Origin of the sequence: Streptomyces sp. NPDC058274, assembly GCF_042881375.1 — a bacterium.
In the GTDB taxonomy this organism is placed as follows: Bacteria; Actinomycetota; Actinomycetes; order Streptomycetales; family Streptomycetaceae; genus Streptomyces.
This window is the reverse complement of the sequence record NZ_JBHVXW010000005.1, coordinates 397,087-413,692: the sequence shown is the minus strand read 5'-3', so window position 1 is coordinate 413,692 and position 16,606 is coordinate 397,087. Positions and strand designations below refer to the sequence as shown.

At 72.2% G+C, this 16,606-nt stretch carries 14 protein-coding genes; 7 read left to right on the top strand and 7 right to left on the bottom strand.

The features are described from left to right. Positions 1-23 precede the first annotated feature (23 nt). Genes ACFVYF_RS13995 through ACFVYF_RS13985 form a run of 3 tightly spaced genes read left to right on the top strand, consistent with a single transcriptional unit; the run spans position 24 to position 3,546 of the window. On the top strand, positions 24-1,028 hold the full coding sequence (locus ACFVYF_RS13995; RefSeq protein ID WP_389455429.1) for an ABC transporter substrate-binding protein: 1,005 nt from the start codon (positions 24-26) through the stop codon (positions 1,026-1,028). After that, the gene (locus ACFVYF_RS13990; RefSeq protein ID WP_389455428.1) at positions 1,025-2,176 is read left to right on the top strand and encodes an acyl-CoA dehydrogenase family protein; all 1,152 of its coding nucleotides are present in this window, start codon (positions 1,025-1,027) and stop codon (positions 2,174-2,176) included. The genes ACFVYF_RS13995 and ACFVYF_RS13990 overlap by 4 nt, the downstream gene beginning before the upstream one ends. Beyond that, positions 2,173-3,546 carry an FAD-binding oxidoreductase gene (locus ACFVYF_RS13985; protein WP_389455427.1) on the top strand — a complete coding sequence of 458 codons (1,374 nt, stop codon included), beginning with the start codon at positions 2,173-2,175 and terminating at the stop codon, positions 3,544-3,546. The genes ACFVYF_RS13990 and ACFVYF_RS13985 overlap by 4 nt, the downstream gene beginning before the upstream one ends. Positions 3,547-3,810: 264 nt before the next feature. On the opposite strand, the gene ACFVYF_RS13980 is transcribed toward ACFVYF_RS13985, so the two are convergent. After that, positions 3,811-4,251, bottom strand: a complete 441-nt coding sequence (locus ACFVYF_RS13980) for an SseB family protein (protein ID WP_389455426.1) — start codon at positions 4,249-4,251, stop codon at positions 3,811-3,813. 183 nt (positions 4,252-4,434) lie between these two features. Then, on the bottom strand, positions 4,435-4,794 hold the full coding sequence (locus ACFVYF_RS13975; RefSeq protein ID WP_389455425.1) for a helix-turn-helix transcriptional regulator: 360 nt from the start codon (positions 4,792-4,794) through the stop codon (positions 4,435-4,437). 133 nt (positions 4,795-4,927) lie between these two features. Between ACFVYF_RS13975 and ACFVYF_RS13970 the strand changes: the two genes are divergently transcribed. Further along, positions 4,928-5,707, top strand: a complete 780-nt coding sequence (locus tag ACFVYF_RS13970) for an ANTAR domain-containing protein (protein ID WP_389455424.1) — start codon at positions 4,928-4,930, stop codon at positions 5,705-5,707. Positions 5,708-5,818: 111 nt separating this feature from the next. Here ACFVYF_RS13970 and ACFVYF_RS13965 read toward each other — a convergent pair whose 3' ends face one another. After that, positions 5,819-6,187 carry a DUF6479 family protein gene (locus tag ACFVYF_RS13965; RefSeq protein WP_389455423.1) on the bottom strand — a complete coding sequence of 123 codons (369 nt, stop codon included), beginning with the start codon at positions 6,185-6,187 and terminating at the stop codon, positions 5,819-5,821. A 406-nt stretch (positions 6,188-6,593) separates the two neighbouring features. Here ACFVYF_RS13965 and ACFVYF_RS13960 point away from each other — a divergent pair, with 406 nt between their 5' ends. Then, positions 6,594-6,806 carry a hypothetical protein gene (locus ACFVYF_RS13960; protein ID WP_389455422.1) on the top strand — a complete coding sequence of 71 codons (213 nt, stop codon included), beginning with the start codon at positions 6,594-6,596 and terminating at the stop codon, positions 6,804-6,806. Positions 6,807-7,057: 251 nt separating this feature from the next. Here the strand turns inward: ACFVYF_RS13960 and ACFVYF_RS13955 are convergent, their stop codons facing one another. Together ACFVYF_RS13955 and ACFVYF_RS13950 are read right to left on the bottom strand one after the other, a co-directional pair. Then, the gene (locus tag ACFVYF_RS13955) at positions 7,058-8,593 is read right to left on the bottom strand and encodes an FAD-dependent oxidoreductase (protein ID WP_389455421.1); all 1,536 of its coding nucleotides are present in this window, start codon (positions 8,591-8,593) and stop codon (positions 7,058-7,060) included. A 129-nt stretch (positions 8,594-8,722) separates the two neighbouring features. Continuing rightward, positions 8,723-9,997, bottom strand: coding sequence for an aromatic acid exporter family protein (locus ACFVYF_RS13950; RefSeq protein ID WP_389455420.1), 1,275 nt, complete (start codon positions 9,995-9,997; stop codon positions 8,723-8,725). A 724-nt stretch (positions 9,998-10,721) separates the two neighbouring features. Here ACFVYF_RS13950 and ACFVYF_RS13945 point away from each other — a divergent pair. Continuing rightward, positions 10,722-11,516, top strand: a complete 795-nt coding sequence (locus tag ACFVYF_RS13945; RefSeq protein ID WP_389455419.1) for a VOC family protein — start codon at positions 10,722-10,724, stop codon at positions 11,514-11,516. Between the two features lie 143 nt (positions 11,517-11,659). Here the strand turns inward: ACFVYF_RS13945 and ACFVYF_RS13940 are convergent, their stop codons facing one another. Then, positions 11,660-12,577, bottom strand: coding sequence for a DUF5829 family protein (locus tag ACFVYF_RS13940; protein WP_389455490.1), 918 nt, complete (start codon positions 12,575-12,577; stop codon positions 11,660-11,662). 387 nt (positions 12,578-12,964) lie between these two features. Between ACFVYF_RS13940 and ACFVYF_RS13935 the strand changes: the two genes are divergently transcribed. After that, on the top strand, positions 12,965-14,401 hold the full coding sequence (locus ACFVYF_RS13935) for an MFS transporter (RefSeq protein ID WP_389455418.1): 1,437 nt from the start codon (positions 12,965-12,967) through the stop codon (positions 14,399-14,401). A gap of 201 nt (positions 14,402-14,602) precedes the next feature. On the opposite strand, the gene ACFVYF_RS13930 is transcribed toward ACFVYF_RS13935, so the two are convergent. Further along, the gene (locus tag ACFVYF_RS13930) at positions 14,603-16,525 is read right to left on the bottom strand and encodes a helix-turn-helix domain-containing protein (protein ID WP_389455417.1); all 1,923 of its coding nucleotides are present in this window, start codon (positions 16,523-16,525) and stop codon (positions 14,603-14,605) included. Positions 16,526-16,606 lie beyond the last annotated feature (81 nt).

Below are 16,606 nucleotides of genomic sequence, written 5' to 3'. Positions count from 1 at the left end.
CCCTCACCTCTCATGGAGATTCCGTGTTGCGTCACACCCTGCGCTCGACCGCCGCCGCCCTGGCCCTTCTGCTGCCGTTCGCGGCGGCCTGCGGGACCGAGGCGAAGGCCGAATCCTCGTCCGGTCTGTCCTCCGTGACCCTGAAGGTCGGCGCCACCGGCTGGAAACAGGAGGAGGCCGTCCTGAAGTTCGCCCACCTCGACGACACCCCGTACCAGGTCAAGTGGAGCCAGTTCCAAGGCGGTGACCAGCAGCTCCAGGCCATCCGGGCGGGCGCTCTCGATCTCGCGTCCTCCAGCGAGATCCCGCCCGTCTTCGCGGCGGCCGACGGCAAGCCCAACTTCAAGGTCGTCGCCGTCTACCAGGGTTCGACACTCAATCAGGAGGTCGTCGTCCCCAAGGGCTCCGAGGTGACCGGCATCGCCGGCCTGAAGGGCAAGAAGGTCGGCTACGTCCAGAACACCACCGCCCACTACTTCCTGTACGAGCTGCTGAAGCAGGCGGGCCTGAAGTGGTCCGACATCGATGCCAAGCCGCTGCTGCCCAACGACGGACTGGCCGCCCTGAACGGCGGCAGCATCGACGCCTTCGCCTCGTACGGCACCTCGATCATCACCGCCCACCAGCAGGGCGCCGTCACGATCGGCTCCGGCAAGGACATCCTGTCCGGCAACTTCCTCTGGTCGGCGCGCGACAGCGTCCTGGACAGCCCCGGCCGGACGGCGGCCGCGGCCGATCTGATCGCCCGGATCAGCAAGGCGTACGCGTACGTCCGTGACGGCCACGAGAGCGCGTTCGCCAAGGTGATCTCGGAGGCCACCCACCAGCCCCTGGCCCAGGCGGAGAAGGACCTGCGCGACGGACAGGCACAGCGCCCCACGAAGGCCAGGACGGTCGACGACGACGCCATCGCCTCGCAGCAGAAGGTCGCCGACGCCTTTACCCGACTCGGCGCGCTCACGAAGCACCTGGACGTCAAGTCCTTCTGGAGCCGCAAGCTGAACTCCGATCTGGGGAAGGACCTGTGACCGCCGAGCTCCGGCTTGACGAGAGTGCCGTGGCCTCCGGCGTCATCGCGCGCCTCGCCGAACTGGCCCCCGAGTACGACCGGTCGGCCGCCTTTCCCGCCGACTCCCTGCGAGCCGTCCACGAGGCGGGACTGCTCACCGCCACCATCGGCGAGCAATACGGCGGCGGGGGCGCCGGCGTCGCGGGCACCGCACGCATCCTGCACACCCTCGGGCAGGGCGACCCCTCCGTCGCGCTGATCACGGCGATGACGCTCAACACACACGCCCGGCAGGCAGTCCGGCCGCACTGGCCCGACGAGGTGTACGCGCGTGTGCTCAAGGAGTCCGTGGAGCGGCCCGTTCTCATCAACCACGCGCGCGTGGAGCCCGATCTGGGCTCCCCGGCGCGTGGCGGGCTGCCCGCCACGCTCGCCCGGCGCACCGCCGACGGCTGGTCGCTGAGCGGCCGGAAGCGGTTCGTCACCGGGGCCGACGGGCTCGACTGGTTCCTGGTGTGGGCCACCACCGACGAGCCGGAGCCCCGCGTCGGCACCTTCCTGGTCCCGGGCCACTCCCCCGGCATCCGGATCACCGACCGCTGGGACCAGCTGGGACTGCGTGCCAGCGGCAGCCACGACGTGGCCTTCCACGACGTGGAGATACCGTACGAACACGTCGTCGGCCTGGGCCCGCACGGGCCGGCCTCCGAGCAGGACAACCGGGCGAGCGCCGCCCTCCATCTCCCGCTCGCCGCCCTCTACTTGGGCGTGGCACGGGCGGCGCAGGCCTTCTTCCACACCTTCGCGCGCACCCGCGTGCCCGCCAACCTCGGTCATCCGGTGGCCCGTACGGAACGCTTCCGGCGGACCGCGGGGGAGATCGAGGTGCTGCTCGCCGGCGCCGAACAGCTGGTGTTCGGCGGTGCCGCCCGGGTCGACGCGGACGACTCGTCGTACACGCCCGAACAGGCCCTCGGCGCCCGGGTCCTGGCCGACCGGCACGGTGTACGGGCCGTGGAGCTGGCCGTACGGCTGCTCGGCAACCCGGGCCTGGCCCGTGGCAATCCCCTGGAGCGGCACTTCCGCGACATCCAGTGCGCGCCGGTGCACGCACCCCAGGAGGACATCTCCCTGCTCGCGATCGGAACGAAGGCGCTGAACCCGTGACCGCACCCGCCACCACCGCGTCCGCCCAGCTGCTGGGCCTGCTCGCCCGTGATCTCGCGCCCGACCGGCTGACCACGGACCCGGCCGTGCTGGCCGCGCACGCCACCGACCGCTCCAGGACGCGTCCTGAGGGCAGCCCGCTCGCCGTGGTTCACGCCCGGCGGGCCGAGGACGTGACCGTCACCCTCCGCCATGCGCACGCGCTGCGGGTTCCGGTCGTCCCGCGCGGTGCGGGCACGGGCCTGTCGGGCGGGGCGACGGCGGGTGAGGGAGCGCTCGTCCTCGACCTGTCCGGGATGAACCGCATCCTCGAACTGTCCGCGGACGATCAGCTGGCGGTCGTCGAACCCGGTGTGATCACCGCCGAGTTGGACCGGGCGGCCGGCACGCACGGTCTGCGCTACGCCCCCGATCCGGCGAGCGCCGCGATCTCCACGATCGGCGGGAACATCGCGACCAACGCGGGTGGCCTGCGCTGCGCGAAGTACGGCGTCACCCGGGACAGTGTGCTGGGTCTTGAGGCGGTGCTCGCGGACGGCACGGTCGTGCGCACCGGCCGCCGTACGGTCAAGGGGGTCACCGGTTACGACCTCACCGCCCTGCTCACCGGCTCCGAGGGCACCCTCGCCGTCATCACCTCGGCGACCCTGCGGCTGCGGCCGATCCCGGTGGCGACGGCCACGCTGGCGGCGTACTTCACCTCGTTCGAGGCGGCCGCGGAGGCGTCGTACGCGATCGGGCGGGCGGGGGTCGAGCCGGCGCTCGCGGAGCTGGTGGACGGTCCGGTGCTGCACGCCATCGACCCGGCGCTGCGGGAGCGCGGCGCGGCTCTCCTGCTGGTGCAGTGCGACGGCGCGGGGGCGGTCACGGAGGCGGAGACGGTCGCCCGGCTGCTGGCACCGCTCGCCACGACCGTCGAGACCACCGCGGACCCGGTGGAGGCGGAGTCCCTGCTCGCCGCCCGGCGCCTCGCGCTGCCCGCGCTGGAACGGCTGGGCCGGCCGCTCATCGAGGACATCGCGGTGCCGCGTTCCCGGCTCGCGGAGGCGGTCCGGAGCATTCGCGCCATTTCCCTGCGGCATAACGTGCCGGTCTTCACCATCGCGCACGCGGCCGACGGGAACCTCCACCCGATCATCGTCGTCGACCCGGCGCTGCCCGGCCTCCCGGACGCGGCCTGGGAGGCGGCGGGCGAGATCTTCGCGCTGGCGCTGCGGCTCGGCGGCACCCTCACGGGGGAACACGGCGTCGGGGTGCTGAAGCGGCAATGGGTGGCGGACGAACTGGGGCCCGCGGCCCACGCGTTGCAGCGCCGGCTCAAGGACGCGTTCGATCCACTGGGGATCCTGAACCCCGGCAAGAGCCTCTAGGGGGGTGGCCCACGTGGGGCGGCCCCGATCCGGAACCGCGGCTGCGTTTTCCGGACAGGGGCCGCGTTCATCAGTGCGACGAGGACGCGACCGCGTCCTATTTTGTTGATCACGGCGGTCAACGGGCCGTCGCAGGGGGATGAGCGGAGTCGGCGCCGTTCATCCCCTGCGTTCTCCGGCCGCGGACGGGTGAGCGGGGCTGGGGCCTCCTGGGCCCGGCCGCTCCCCTCCGCCGTGGCGGCCGGGCCCGACGGCACGCGGCGGTTACGCCTGCGGCCGGGCCAGCAGGGTGCGGACGCCTTCGGAGGTGAGCGTCAGACCGTGCGGTGAGCTGGCGTCGATGGTGAGCGACAGCTCGCCGGTGGGCCACTGGGAGGCCAGCGCCCCGAGCGGCACCAGCCGGTAGCGCGAGACGAAGGGCAGCAGCCCGGCCATCTCCAGTTCCGAGGTGAAGACCGGGACGACCTGCTCCCCGCCCGGCTGGTCCAGGACGGGCAGCGCGACGGCCGTGGGGTCGGCGGTGTCCTCCTCCGCGGCGTCGTCGGGCACGGGGACGAGCACATCGCTGTCGGCCAGCGTGTCCAGCGCCACCACGTCCTCGGTGTTCTGCGCGAGCGTGTTGAGCGCCTCCTGAGCAGGCGTCGCCGGCACTGGGGTGCCGTTCCCGTTCAGGGGCGCGGTGTGGTCGTTCGAGGGTGTGTCCATGGCTGATTCCCAGGTAGTGCGGACGGGCCGTCCGGGACAAGATCCGTCCCGGGCGCAACCCTCGTCGCGTACCCGGACCCGGCCGGGCCATTCATGCCCGCACCCGCCGCTGACCACGACCGCCGCCCACCGGCCCGTCGGACGCCCCGTGTCACCCGGCGGCGCTCTCGTCCGCCGATGCCCTCACCCGTCGCGATCCGCACCACGCGGGTGCGGTGCCGTCGGCTGCAACCGCGGCTGCCCGTCGTCGTGCTGGGCCAGCAGTGAGAGGAGGTCACCCACGGTCAGCCCGGACTCGGCGGGGTGCCGCAGGATGGTGCCCGCTTCGATGCGGTACTGATTGGAGCGTCCTTGCCGGGTATGGGTGAGATACCCGTCCTGCTCCAGATCGGAAATGATCTTCTGGACCGCGCGCTCGGTGAGCCTGCACCGGGCAGCGATGTCGCGGATACGAGTCTCGTGATCGGCGGCGATCGCGGCCAGCACGCGGGCGTGGTTGGTGAGGAACGTCCATCCGGTGTGTGTCTCAGGTACTGCGCCCATGGGCTCAGCATACGACGTGGCATTCACGCATACAAAAGGGTGAAAGAAATTTCATGTATCACTTGACGTAGGAAGCGGGAGTGACTGAGCCTGGTCGGGCCGGGACAGGCTGGATGTCCAAGGAGCGGCTGCCATGTCCGAACGTATGGTTTTCTCGCAGGTCAGGAACGGGGACGAGCCCTGCGCTGCGTCGACGATCCCGTCCACGAGACGTCGGCCGCTGTCGTTGCAGGCCGAGTCGTACCCGGCCGGTGACCGCGTGCTCGTGGTGGTGTCGGGCGACATCGACCTGGACACCGACCAGGTGCTCCTGCGTGCCCTGCGCGACGCCCTGGCCCGCTCCGTCAGTGGCGTCGACCTGGATCTGAGCGGCGTCGACTTCTGCGACTGTTCCGGTCTCAACATCCTGTTGTGCATGCGCCGGCGCGCGCTGGAGGAGGGCCGGACCATCGCCGTACGGGCCGTGAGCGCCCCGGTCGACCGGCTGCTCACGGTCACCGGGACACGGTCACTGTTCGCCGGCGCGGACGACGCCGGCGCGGAGAGCCCCGATCCGGGTCCTGGCCCGGCGGACAGCACGGCGTGGGAGGACCCCCTGCCCGACGACGCCGAGCACGATCTGCGCGTCGAACTCGTTCAACTGCGCCGGGCGATGCGGACGCGGCCGGCCATCGACCTGGCGCGCGGCGTCCTGATGGCCTCGTTCGGTCTGAGCCCCGAGGACGCCTGGCACGTCCTGGTCACGCTGTCCCAGCGCACCAACACGAAACTGCACCACGTGGCCCAGGCTCTGGTGGACACCGTCCGCGGCGAACCGCTGGACGAACCGGTGCAGCGGCAGCTGGCCGCAGCGGTCGCCCGCCACAGGACACCTCCGCCGACGCCCCCGCCGGCCTCCTCCGCACAGGCCTGAGCTCTCCGCGCCTCGCGGCGGCGGAGAGCTCAACGGGGCTGCCCTGCCGAACCCCGTACGGTTCGGGTCCCCACCCTCGCCCGGCCCATGCGGCCGGGTCCGGACAGCGGCTCAGGTGCTGCCGGGGCCGCCACTGCCGAAGGAGCCGCTGGATCCGGATTCCCACCGGGGGCGCGGCTGGTCCTCGGCGGTCTTGCTGCCGGCGGCGTGCATGTTGTTCGGCCTCAGCCGCTCGCCCTCCTGGCCGGCCTGGGGAACCTCGTCCGGCTCCCGCGCCTCCCGGGTCTCGTAGACCGCGCCCGACTGCGGCAGCGTGGGCTGCTCGGCCGGCGTGGGCGGTCCCGGCTCCCGGCGCCGCACCTTGATGCCGAACCTGACGGCCCAAATCAGCGCACCGGCGATAATGAGGCCGCCGACAAAGGCGATAATCACGCCCACCGCCGCGCCCGACGCAGCCAATTCGTATCCTGTCGCATTCATGGCTGCCGGGTACCCCGCAGAAAACAAGTAATCCCTCCCGTTTCACCGCGGAAGCGGCCTCCGGTTTCCCGGCCGTCCGCCCGGTCCGCGCCGCGTTCGCGGGCCCGTTCCCTGCGCGTTCGTGGCCCCGCCCCTAGGCGTTCGCGGGCCCGTTCCCTGCCGCGTTGCGCCTGGGTGGGCGTCCGCGAGCTGCTCGCCGCCACCTGCGACCAGCCCTTTCTTCCGGACCAGGGTGCGCCGAATTGCGCACGCCGCGAAGTCCGCGCAAAATCCCCGCCCGGGGCCGCCCTTTCCGGCCTCAAAGCCTTCCGGCACCGCACCCCAAGGCCTTCCGGAAGTGAATGGGCCGCTCACCACGAAACGGCACGACTCGACAGGATGATCCGTATGGCGGCAGGCTGGAACCATGCCTGCGGTGCCGATCGTCGTGCACCGGCCGCTCGCCACCGGCGGCCGCCCTGTGGTCGTACGCAGCGAGATAGCCGGCCTCGCGCACTCCGACCAGGACGTCGTGGACTTCATCCGGCGGGCCGGTCTGGCGTTCGGCGAGGACGTCCTCGACGACCCGGTGTGGGTGGAGTGGAGGGGCGGCCGTGCGCATGAGTACGGGGCCGGCTGAGCGACAGCGCCCGGACCGCGGGGCTCGGAACCGCGGCCAGCCTCGTCGCGGTGGGGCGGTTCGATCGCCGGTACGGCGGCTACACCTCGGTGAGGTCCCGCCGTTCGGCTGCGGAACGGCGGCTACGGCCGGTCGAGATCCCGCCGTTCGACCGCGGAACGGCGGCTACGCGTCGTCGAGATCCCGCCATTCGACTGCGGAACGGCGGCTACGCCCGGTCGAGATCCCGCCGTTCGACCGCGGAACGGCGGCTACGCGTCGTCGAGATCCCGCCGTTCGAGCGGCCGGGTCGCGGGGCCCTGGACGATGTGGCCGTCCGGGTCGAAGCGGGAGCCATGACAGGGGCACTCCCAGGTCCGCTCCGCCCGGTTGAAGGCGACCAGACAGCCCAGGTGCGTACAGCGCGCGGAGACGGCGTGCAGCTCTCCGCTGTCGTCGCGGTGGACGGCACAGCGATGTCCGCCGACCCGGACCACCGCGCCGTCTCCGGGAGCGATGTCGTCCACGGAACCGGCCGGCACCGACGGCAGCCGGTCGCCGACGAAGTGCCGGGCGACGTGGGCCTGGTGCTTGAGGAAGGCCGGCGCCTCACGCACGGCGCTGAGCACCCGCCGCGGGTCGTACAGCTCGCTCCACGGCGACTTCTCCCCGGCGATCAGGGTCGACAGGAGCCGGCCCGCCATGATTCCGCCGCTGAGCCCCCAGCCGCCGAAGCCCGTCGCCACGTAGGCGTGACGGCTCCCCGGATGCAGCGGCCCGATGAGCGGCACGGAGTCGGTGGAGTCGTTGTCCTGCGTGGCCCAGCGGTGCGTGAAGGTGAGCTCACCGAAGTGGTCGGTGGCCCAGCCGGCGAGCCGTCCGAACCTCTCCTCCACATCGGCGGTGCCCGGTGCGAAGTGCTCGCCGGTGACGATCAGCAGCCGCTGTCCGTCCGTGAGCGGGGCGGTGCGCAGCGAACGGGTGCGCTGCTCGGTCGTGATGAACATGCCGTGCGGGTCCTGAGCTGCCGGAATCGGTGCGGCCAGGACGAGTTCGCGGCGCGGGGAGAGCCGGGTGAAGAGAAGCGCCCGGTCGAAGATCGGGTAGTGCGTGGCGACGACGACGTCCTTGGCGGTCACCGTCGCCCCCGACTCGGTCTCCAGACGGCAGGGCTCGCCCTCCTTCAGACCGACGACCCGGGTGTTCTCGTGGATCTGGGCACCGCGGCCGCGCAGGTCGTCGGCGAGCGCCAGCAGGTATTTGCGCGGATGGAACTGCACCTGCTCCGTGACGCGGACCGCGCCCGCGACGGGGAACGGCAGCCCTGTCTCGGTCACGTACTCGGCGGGCAGCCCGGCCTCACGGGCGGCCTCGGCCTCCGCCTTCAGCTCCGCGACGCCCTCGGGCTCCTGGGCGAAGGTGTAGGCCGCCGTGTCCTCCCAGTCGCAGTCGATGCCCAGCTCGTCCACGACGGCGGCGGCGTGCCGGATCGCCTCCGTCTGGGAGCGCGCGTACAGCTTGGCGGCCTCGCCTCCGCGGGTACGCCGCAGACGTGCGTAGATCAGGGTGTGCAGGGCGCTGAGCTTGGCGGTGGTGTGCCCGGTGACACCGGCGGCGATCCGGTCGGCTTCCAGCACCGCCACGCTACGGCCGCCGCGGGCCAGTTCCCAGGCGGTGCTCAAGCCCGCGATGCCGGCGCCGATCACGGCGACGTCCACCGTGATGTCGGCGTCCAGCGTCGGCTGAGGCTCTCCCGGCGGCGCCGTCTCGATCCAGTACGACCTCTGCTCACCCGTGTCCATGTTCATGGGCCCCGAGTTCCCCGGCCGGGTCCACCGAAGCGCCCCGGCACCCGGAAGGGTCAGCGGGCGGCGGACATGGCGCTCGGCGGGGTGACGGTGGGGGTCGAACCGGGGCCGGCTCGGCGGACGGGGGGCTCAGCGCTCGGCGGGCTGCCCGGCATGCGGTGGGGCGGAGGCCGCCGGGGTGAAGGCGGCTTCGGGATCCGCGATGCGCAGGAGGGCGGCCAGGAGCCTTCTGGTGTTCAGGAGGAGGCCTCCGACCAGGGGCATGAGCGTGCGGTGCTCGGCACAGACGGCGGTCAGGCGGCGGTGCGCCGCGGAGGCGCGGGCCAGCGCGCTCCGTCGTTCCGACGCCGGTTCGTGCCGGCCGTCCGCAGACGTCCCGACCCCCGGCGTCGCATGCTCCGGCGTCACGCGCCCGGCCGATCCCCCGCTCGCCCCATCCACCGTCCGGCGCCCGTGTTCGACGGGCCCGCGCGCGTGAGACCTGTCCGCCTCGGGCCGGCACGCGTCGCCCGCCGCCCGGAGCAGCGCGGCCAGGGCGTCCGTTGCGTCGGAGGGCAGTTCGAGGTGCCGGGGCGCCTCGGCCAGCGTCCGCACGGTCGTCGCGATGTGCTCGGTGACCTGGTCCCAGGCGAAGTCCCACGCGACAGCGGGTGGCGTGGGCGCCGAGCGGCGCAGCCGGCGGCCGGGATTCGCCCGGTAGCTCTCGTCCGACCAGCGGCGCGCCTCTCGCAGGTCGGTCACCACGTCCGTGAGCCGCTGGGCCCTGTCGTGCCAGCCGTGCCCCTGCTCCTCGCGATGTCCGGCCGCCAGCCCGTCGGCGACGTCGTGCAACAACTCGGCCGATGCGTCCGGGAGTTGAGCACGCAACTGGCTCACCCGACGGGCATGGACCGGCGGGAGGACGAGGGCGTTGACACCGATGCCGATGACGGCGCCGAGCAGGGTCTCCAGGAACCGGTGGGCGATGTCGGCGCCGCTGTAGGAGCCGTAGGCGAGGACGAACAGCGCGGCGGTCGGCGCGGACAGACCATGGGTGCCGAAGCGGGCGTAGTTGCCGAGCAGCACGGTGAGCGGCAGGGCCAGCGCCATCGCGGCCATCTCGTTGTGGGTCAGCACGCCCGCCGCGGCGGCGAGCAGCGTGCCCACGACGACCACGACGAACTGCTGCAGCGCGGACAGCAGAGAGCGGTAGACGGTGCTCTGTACGAGAAAGAGCGCCGTCCAGGGTGCCATCAGCGCCATCGGTGCGTGCCACCACCAGCCGGCCACCGCCCAGGCGAGCAGCGCCGCTCCCGCCGCCTTGAGGGACTGCACCGCGGTGTCGCGCTCGGGTCCCGGCACGGTGACGGCACGGCGGACCGAGCCCCAGACCGCCCCGGCTTCCCAGGCCAGTGCGCGCAGCACGGCGCGTGCATCCGTCCTCGACGTCCGTCCCACCGCGGTCCCGCGTTCTCCCGTCATCACCTTTGTGGAACCCTCTTGCCCCTCGTCATCACCTTCGTGGAACCTCTTGCCCCTCTTGCCGCTCTTGCCTTCTTGGATTTCCCTCCCGGGACCTCGGGTCCCGGGAGGCCGCGATCCGGACAGGTATCACCCCGGCCGGGCGGTCGTCGCGTCTGTGCGGGTCAGTCGTCGCCCCGGACGATGTTCCACTCCGGCTCGGTCAGGGCCTGCCGGGCGTCTCCGTCGGCCGTCGCTGGGACGCAGGTGCGAACGGCGCTCGCGCGTCGGCGGCGCGCCTTCGACCAGCCCGTCTCCGGGCGACGCAAAGTGATCTCTTTTCTGACGTCCGCGGTCACGGCGTTTCATCTTCTTTCTGGATCCGGTCCGCTACGGGATCCGGCTCGCTGTCGTCTGCTGCGGCATTCAGGTACGGGGCCCGAGTCCCCTGCTCCCCTGCCCCGAAACCGAACGGGTGTGCCGGGTGAAGCGATCACCGCCGGCGCGGCACCACGGCGTACGTCCGTTTCGCCCGGGTCCATGGGGTACTCGGCCGCCACACCGCAAAGACGCCCTACGTGTCCGAAAGGATCACCCTGCTCCTGGGCGAGCACCGTGCGCGGGGGCGGTTCCGGAGCGGGTCCCGATCGTGGCACCCGGTGAGACCAGAACGGCAGTGCGACCAACGATGAACAGCAACAGAACCCTCCCGAGCAACGTTCTTTCCAGTCAGTCGGTCTTCGGCGCACCGTGCTGGGTCAGCCTCACCGCGCGGGACCTACGGGTGACCCAGGACTTCTACCGGGCCGTTCTGGGCTGGCAGTGGCGTTCGGTCAAGCTGGGTGACCAGTTCAAGGTCGCGCACGTGGACGGCGTACCGGTCGCGGGGGTGGCCGCGGTCGCCTCCATGTGGCAGATCGCCTCCGCCTGGACTCCGTATTTCGCGGTGGCCAGCGCGGACGAGGCCGTGGCCCGCGTCCAGGAACGCGGCGGTACGACGGCTGTGGGGCCGATCTCCTTCCCGCCCGGCCGGGCCGCCCTGCTCGCCGACCGCGACGGCGCGGTCTTCGGCATCTGGGAGGGGAAGCTCGTCACCGGCTGGGAGGACTGGCGGCAGGCGGCCCCCGCGTTCGTACGACTGCACACGCGCAACGCCTTCGACGCCGCGATCTTCTACGGCGAGGTCCTGGACTGGGCGTCCGAACGCGCCGGCTGCTGCGAGGTCCACTACGAAGAGAACGAGGTCGTCCTGCGCAGCGGGGGCGATGTCGTGGCCCGGATCCACTCCGGCGTGCTGGAGGCGGCCCCCGACCCCACGCTCCGGCCCCACTGGCAGATCCATTTCGCCGTCTCCGACGTGGAGGCCTGCGCCCGGGCCGCCCGCGCCCACGGCGGCGCCGCCGTGCAGGGCGGCCTGGGATCCTCCGAGGCGATCATCTCCGATCCCGACGGCGCGCGCTTCACGGTGACGGCCATCCCCTGAGACCGGGCTGAGCGACAGGGCGGGCACCGGCCTGGTGAGCCGGTGCCCGCCTTCGCGATTCAGGAAGCGCCGCGCCTGCCGGACGGTGACGCGACCGATCGGGGTGGCGCCGGGGCGGAACACGTCCGCCCCGGCGCAGTCCGCTACGGCGCGTCCGCGAACGTCCACACGGCATGGGCCCCCGGGCCGACGACGAGGGTCGAGCGGCCGATCCGCTCCTCGTGGCGGCTCACGGACCGGTTGAGGGAGAGCTCGATCTGCCGCAGGCCGACCTGGTCGCTCGCGACGGCGTCGAAACGGATCGTGGTGCCGCCCCGCTGCGCCACGACGCCCCCGCCCGCCACGGGCAGGACGACGAATCCGCCGGACCGCAGCAGAGGGACGGTGGCGGCGAGGTCGCGCGCGGTGACCGCGAGGCGGATGGACCTCACGTCGCGCATCAGATGACTGCTGTAGTCGTCGGAGAGGTAGCGCTCGCGGCCGACGTCACCGGGGTACCCGGCGGGCTCGGTCTTGCCGCGCGGGTCGGCGAAGTACTCCGGCCGGTACTCCATACCCCAGGCTCCGAAGGAGTCGTACTGCTCGGTGGTGAGCACGGCGTCGAACCACGGGACCGGGACGCCGTCGCCGAAGTCGCGTGTCTGCTGGAAGTCGACCGGGTTGGCGACCCCTTGGTCGCGCAACCGCTGGATCACCGTGTCCAGGTCACCGGCGCGTTCCACCGAGAGTCCCATCCCCGTGGAGCCGAAGGCGGCGTCCTGGCCGGGCAGATCGCCCACCCCGAACAGTTCGAGATAGGTCTCGCGACCATAGAGATATCGACCCGTCCAGGTCGTGCCGCCGGAACCGGTCGTGGTGCGGACCTGGAAGTTGGCGAACTCCCGCAGATAGCCGGAGTGCTCGATGGCGTCGGCGGTCTCCCGGTCGAGGACTCCGTAGGCGTGGTTGTAGAAGAGCAACTGCCGGCTGGGCAGCGGTGGAGCGTCGTCGGCCGTCGCCGCACTCGCACCGCCTTCGATCGCCCCGGTGAGGGCGGCCGTGAGGGCCACCGTCACAACCATGATCATCCGCAACATTCGGCGCAGAAGCATGCGGGCGATCGTAGGCCGCAGACAATCGCGTCCGCTGTCGATTCAAATGAGCTGGAAGCGTCGCATCGCATGAGGTGTGAGCGCCGCATCGCACGAGGTGGAAGCGCCGCATCGCGTGAGGTGTGAGCGCCGCATCGCACGAGGTGGAAGCGCCGCAGCGATTCGGCCGGCGCCTTCCCGCGCAGACATGGGCGCTGCACGCACACTCTGCCCCCGAAGTATGTTGTTCCACCACATGTGCGCCTGACCAGGGTGTTCCTACCGTGTGCCGACACGTACACGTTCCGTGTGCCCGCGCGGACACGTCCCGTGGGCCGACCCGTACACGTCCCCACCGACCTCCTGGAAGTGGTCCACATGGCCTCCGCAGCCTCCGCTCCCCCAACGCCCGCCCGTCTCAAGCGCATTGTCGCGGCGAGCCTCATCGGTACCACGATCGAGTGGTACGACTTCTTCCTCTACGGCTCGGCCGCCGCGCTCGTCTTCAACAAGCTGTTCTTTCCGGGCTCCGACCCGCTCGTCGGCACGCTGCTGTCCTTTCTGACCTACGCGGTGGGATTCGCGGCCCGTCCGCTGGGCGCCCTCGTCTTCGGGCACTACGGCGACCGGCTCGGCCGCAAGAAGCTGCTGGTCCTGAGCCTGCTGTTGATGGGAGGAGCGACGTTCGCGATCGGCCTGCTGCCCACGCACGCGACCGTCGGCTCGGCGGCACCCGTCCTGCTGACCACTCTGCGCCTGGTGCAGGGCTTCGCGCTCGGCGGCGAGTGGGGCGGTGCCGTCCTGCTGGTGTCCGAGCACGGGGACGCCAAGCGGCGCGGGTTCTGGGCGTCGTGGCCGCAGACGGGGGCGCCGGCCGGACAGCTCCTGGCCACCGGGGTGCTCTCGCTGCTGACCGCCACCCTGTCGGACGCCGCCTTCACCTCCTGGGGCTGGCGCGTCCCGTTCCTGCTCTCCGGCGTGCTCGTGATCGTCGGTTTGTGGATACGTCTTTCTGTCGATGAATCCCCGGTCTTCAAGCAGGCGTTGGCCCAGGCCGAGGCCCGCAGGACGGTGCGGGAGACGACCGCCTCGACGGCGCCCGAGGCCGAGGAGATGCCCCTGGTCTCCGTACTGCGCCACCACTGGCGGGACGTGCTCGTCGCGATGGGCGCCCGCATGGCCGAGAACATCAGCTACTACGTGATCACCGCGTTCATCCTCGTGTACGCCACCACGTCCGCGGGTGTCTCCAAGCAGACGGCACTCAACGCCGTACTCATCGCGTCCGCCGTGCACTTCGCCGTCATCCCGGCCTGGGGCGCGCTCTCGGACCGCGTCGGCCGCCGGCCCGTCTATCTCCTGGGAGCGGCCGGGGTGGGCCTGTGGATGTTCCCCTTCTTCCGGCTCATCGACACCGGCGGGTTCGGGAACCTCATCCTCGCGGTGACCGTCGGTCTGGTGCTGCACGGGGCGATGTACGCGCCCCAGGCCGCCTTCTTCTCCGAGATGTTCGCGACGCGGATGCGCTACTCGGGTGCCTCCATCGGCGCCCAGTTCGCCTCCGTGGCGGCCGGCGCGCCCGCCCCGCTCATCGCCACCGCCCTGCTGGCCGACTACGACAGCTCGGCGCCGATCGCCCTGTACGTGATCGGGGCGGCCGTGGTGACACTGATCGCGGTGGGGGTCGCGAGGGAGACCCGGCACCGGGATCTGGCCGACGTGGAGGCGTCCCCCGCCGCCTCCGGTTCCGGCTCCGAGCCCGGCTCCGGCTCCGAGCCCGCGGACGCTCCGACCGCGGACGCGCGCCCTGTCTGATCCCGGGCCTGTGCGCCACCTGATCGCGGGGGTATGTATCGCTGATCACGGGGGTGTGTACCGCCTGATCACGGGCGTGCGTGCCGCAACAGGCGGTCCGCACGCCCCGCCCCGCCCCGGTCCATCCCGGAGCGGTACGTCGTGAACCGGCCCTCGTACGCGCCGTCGCGCGGTCGCCCGGGGGGTGGGGGGTGGGGGCAACTACGGCGTGCCGGACGACAACCGGTGCAGCCGCAGGGCGAGTTGGATCTCCAGCGCCCGGCCGGGGCTCTGCCAGTCCTCCCCCAGCAGCCGCCCCACCCGCTCCAGCCGCTGCGCGACCGTGTTCACGTGCACGTGCAACTCGTCCTTCGTGCGCGCCGGGCTCATACCGGATGCGAAGTACGCGTCGACCGTGCGCAGGAGGTCGGTGCCGCGCCGCTCGTCGTACGCCACCACCTCCCCGATGGTGCGCTCGACGAAGGCGGCGATGTCACGGTCGCCGGCCAACAGCAGCCCCAGGAAGCCGAAGTCCTCGGCGGCGGCGCCGTCCCCGGCGCGGCCGAGCAGGCGCAGGGCTTCGAGGCAGCGCTGCGCCTCGACGTACGCCGATGCCACGGCGTCGGGACGGGACGCGAGGTTCTCGACGGGAGCGGAGGCGCCGACGGTCACCGCCTCGTGGACGGCCGTGCCCAGATGCCCGGCGGTCCGGCGGGCCAGGTGCGTCGCGGTGTCTCCGGCGGCGAGGGGCAGCAGCAGGACCGTGCCGCCGTCACGGGCGGCGGCCAGTCCCTGCCGGGTGCCGGCCAGATGGGACGCCGCGGACCACAGACGTCTGCGGGCGGCGGCCTCCTGGTCGGCGTCGGCCGCCTCGCCGTCGAGACGGGCGGCGAGCACCACGTGTGTGGCGTCAAGGTCGGCGCCCAGCAGGCCGGCGCGCTCGCGCAGCAGGCGCGGGTCGCGGTCCCTGGCGTCGAGCAGATCGTCCAACAGCTCGCCCCGCACCCGCTGTTCGGCCTCCGCGGCCGAGCGTCTGGCGAGCAACAGCAGCGAGGTGACCATCGCAGCCCGCTCCAGGGTGCGCTGATCGACGGGGTCGAGGCAGGGGTGACCGCGCAGCACCAGCGCACCGAGCAGCTCGCCGCCGGCCGCCACGGCGGCGACCCAGTCGTCGCCGTGCCGCACGGCATGACCCTCGGACTGGGATGCCTTCAAGGCCGCGTCGGGGGTGGCGGCCGCCTCGGCGAACTCCACTGTGCCGGCGAGGACTTCGGATACCGCCGCGGCCACGTCGTGGACGCCGCCGCCGCGCAGCACGAGCTCGGCGAGCCGGTCGTGGACGTCCGAGGCGCGCTCGATCACCGCGCTGCGGTCCTGGATGATCTCGTTGGCCCGGCCCAGGCGGTCGAGCGCGGAGCGGGTCTCGGTGAGCAGGTTCGCGGTGTCGATGGCGGCCGCTGCGAGAGCGGCGAAAGAGCCGAGAAGGGCGATCTGTTCCCGCTCGAAGACCCGCGCGCGACGGTCGGCGGCGAACAGCACCCCGATGACCTGGGGCCCGATCATGAGCGGCACGCCCAGAATCGCGACCAGGCCCTCGTCCCGTACACCCGAGTCGATGGCGTGGGTGTGCTGGAAACGGTCGTCCTTGAAGTAGTCGTCGGTGACATAGGGACGGGCGGTCTGCGCGACGAGCCCGCCCAGCCCCTCCCCCATACCGAGCCGCAGCTGCTGGAAGCGCGCGGCGACCGAGCCCTCGGTGACCCGCATATGGGTGTCGCCCCTGGCCGGGTCGTTCAGACTGAGATAGGCGACGTCGGTGCCCAGCAGGGACCGGGCGCGCTGGACGATCGCCTGCAGTACGGCGTCGAGGTCACGCAGTCCCGCCAGGTCGTGCGCGGTCTCGAAGAGCGCGGACAGCTCCGCCTCGCGGCGCCTTCGCCCCTCCATCTCCGAGCGCACGCGCAGCGCCAGCGCCTTCGCCTCTTCGAGCGCGGCGACGCGCTCGGCCGGCCGCCCTTCGGCCCGGGCGAGCAGGACGGGCTGCTCATACGCGTCGGCGGACGCGCCTCTGGCCAGCAGCTCCAGGAACGGCGCCTCGGCGCCGTCGGTGAAGCGCTCGGCGGACTGCGCTTGATCGCGGGACATGCTCACAGGATTACCTGTCGGCGGGCCGGCACCGCCAGCCCTGTGGACAACTCGGGATCGGGCGGCCGCCGGCCCTGTGGA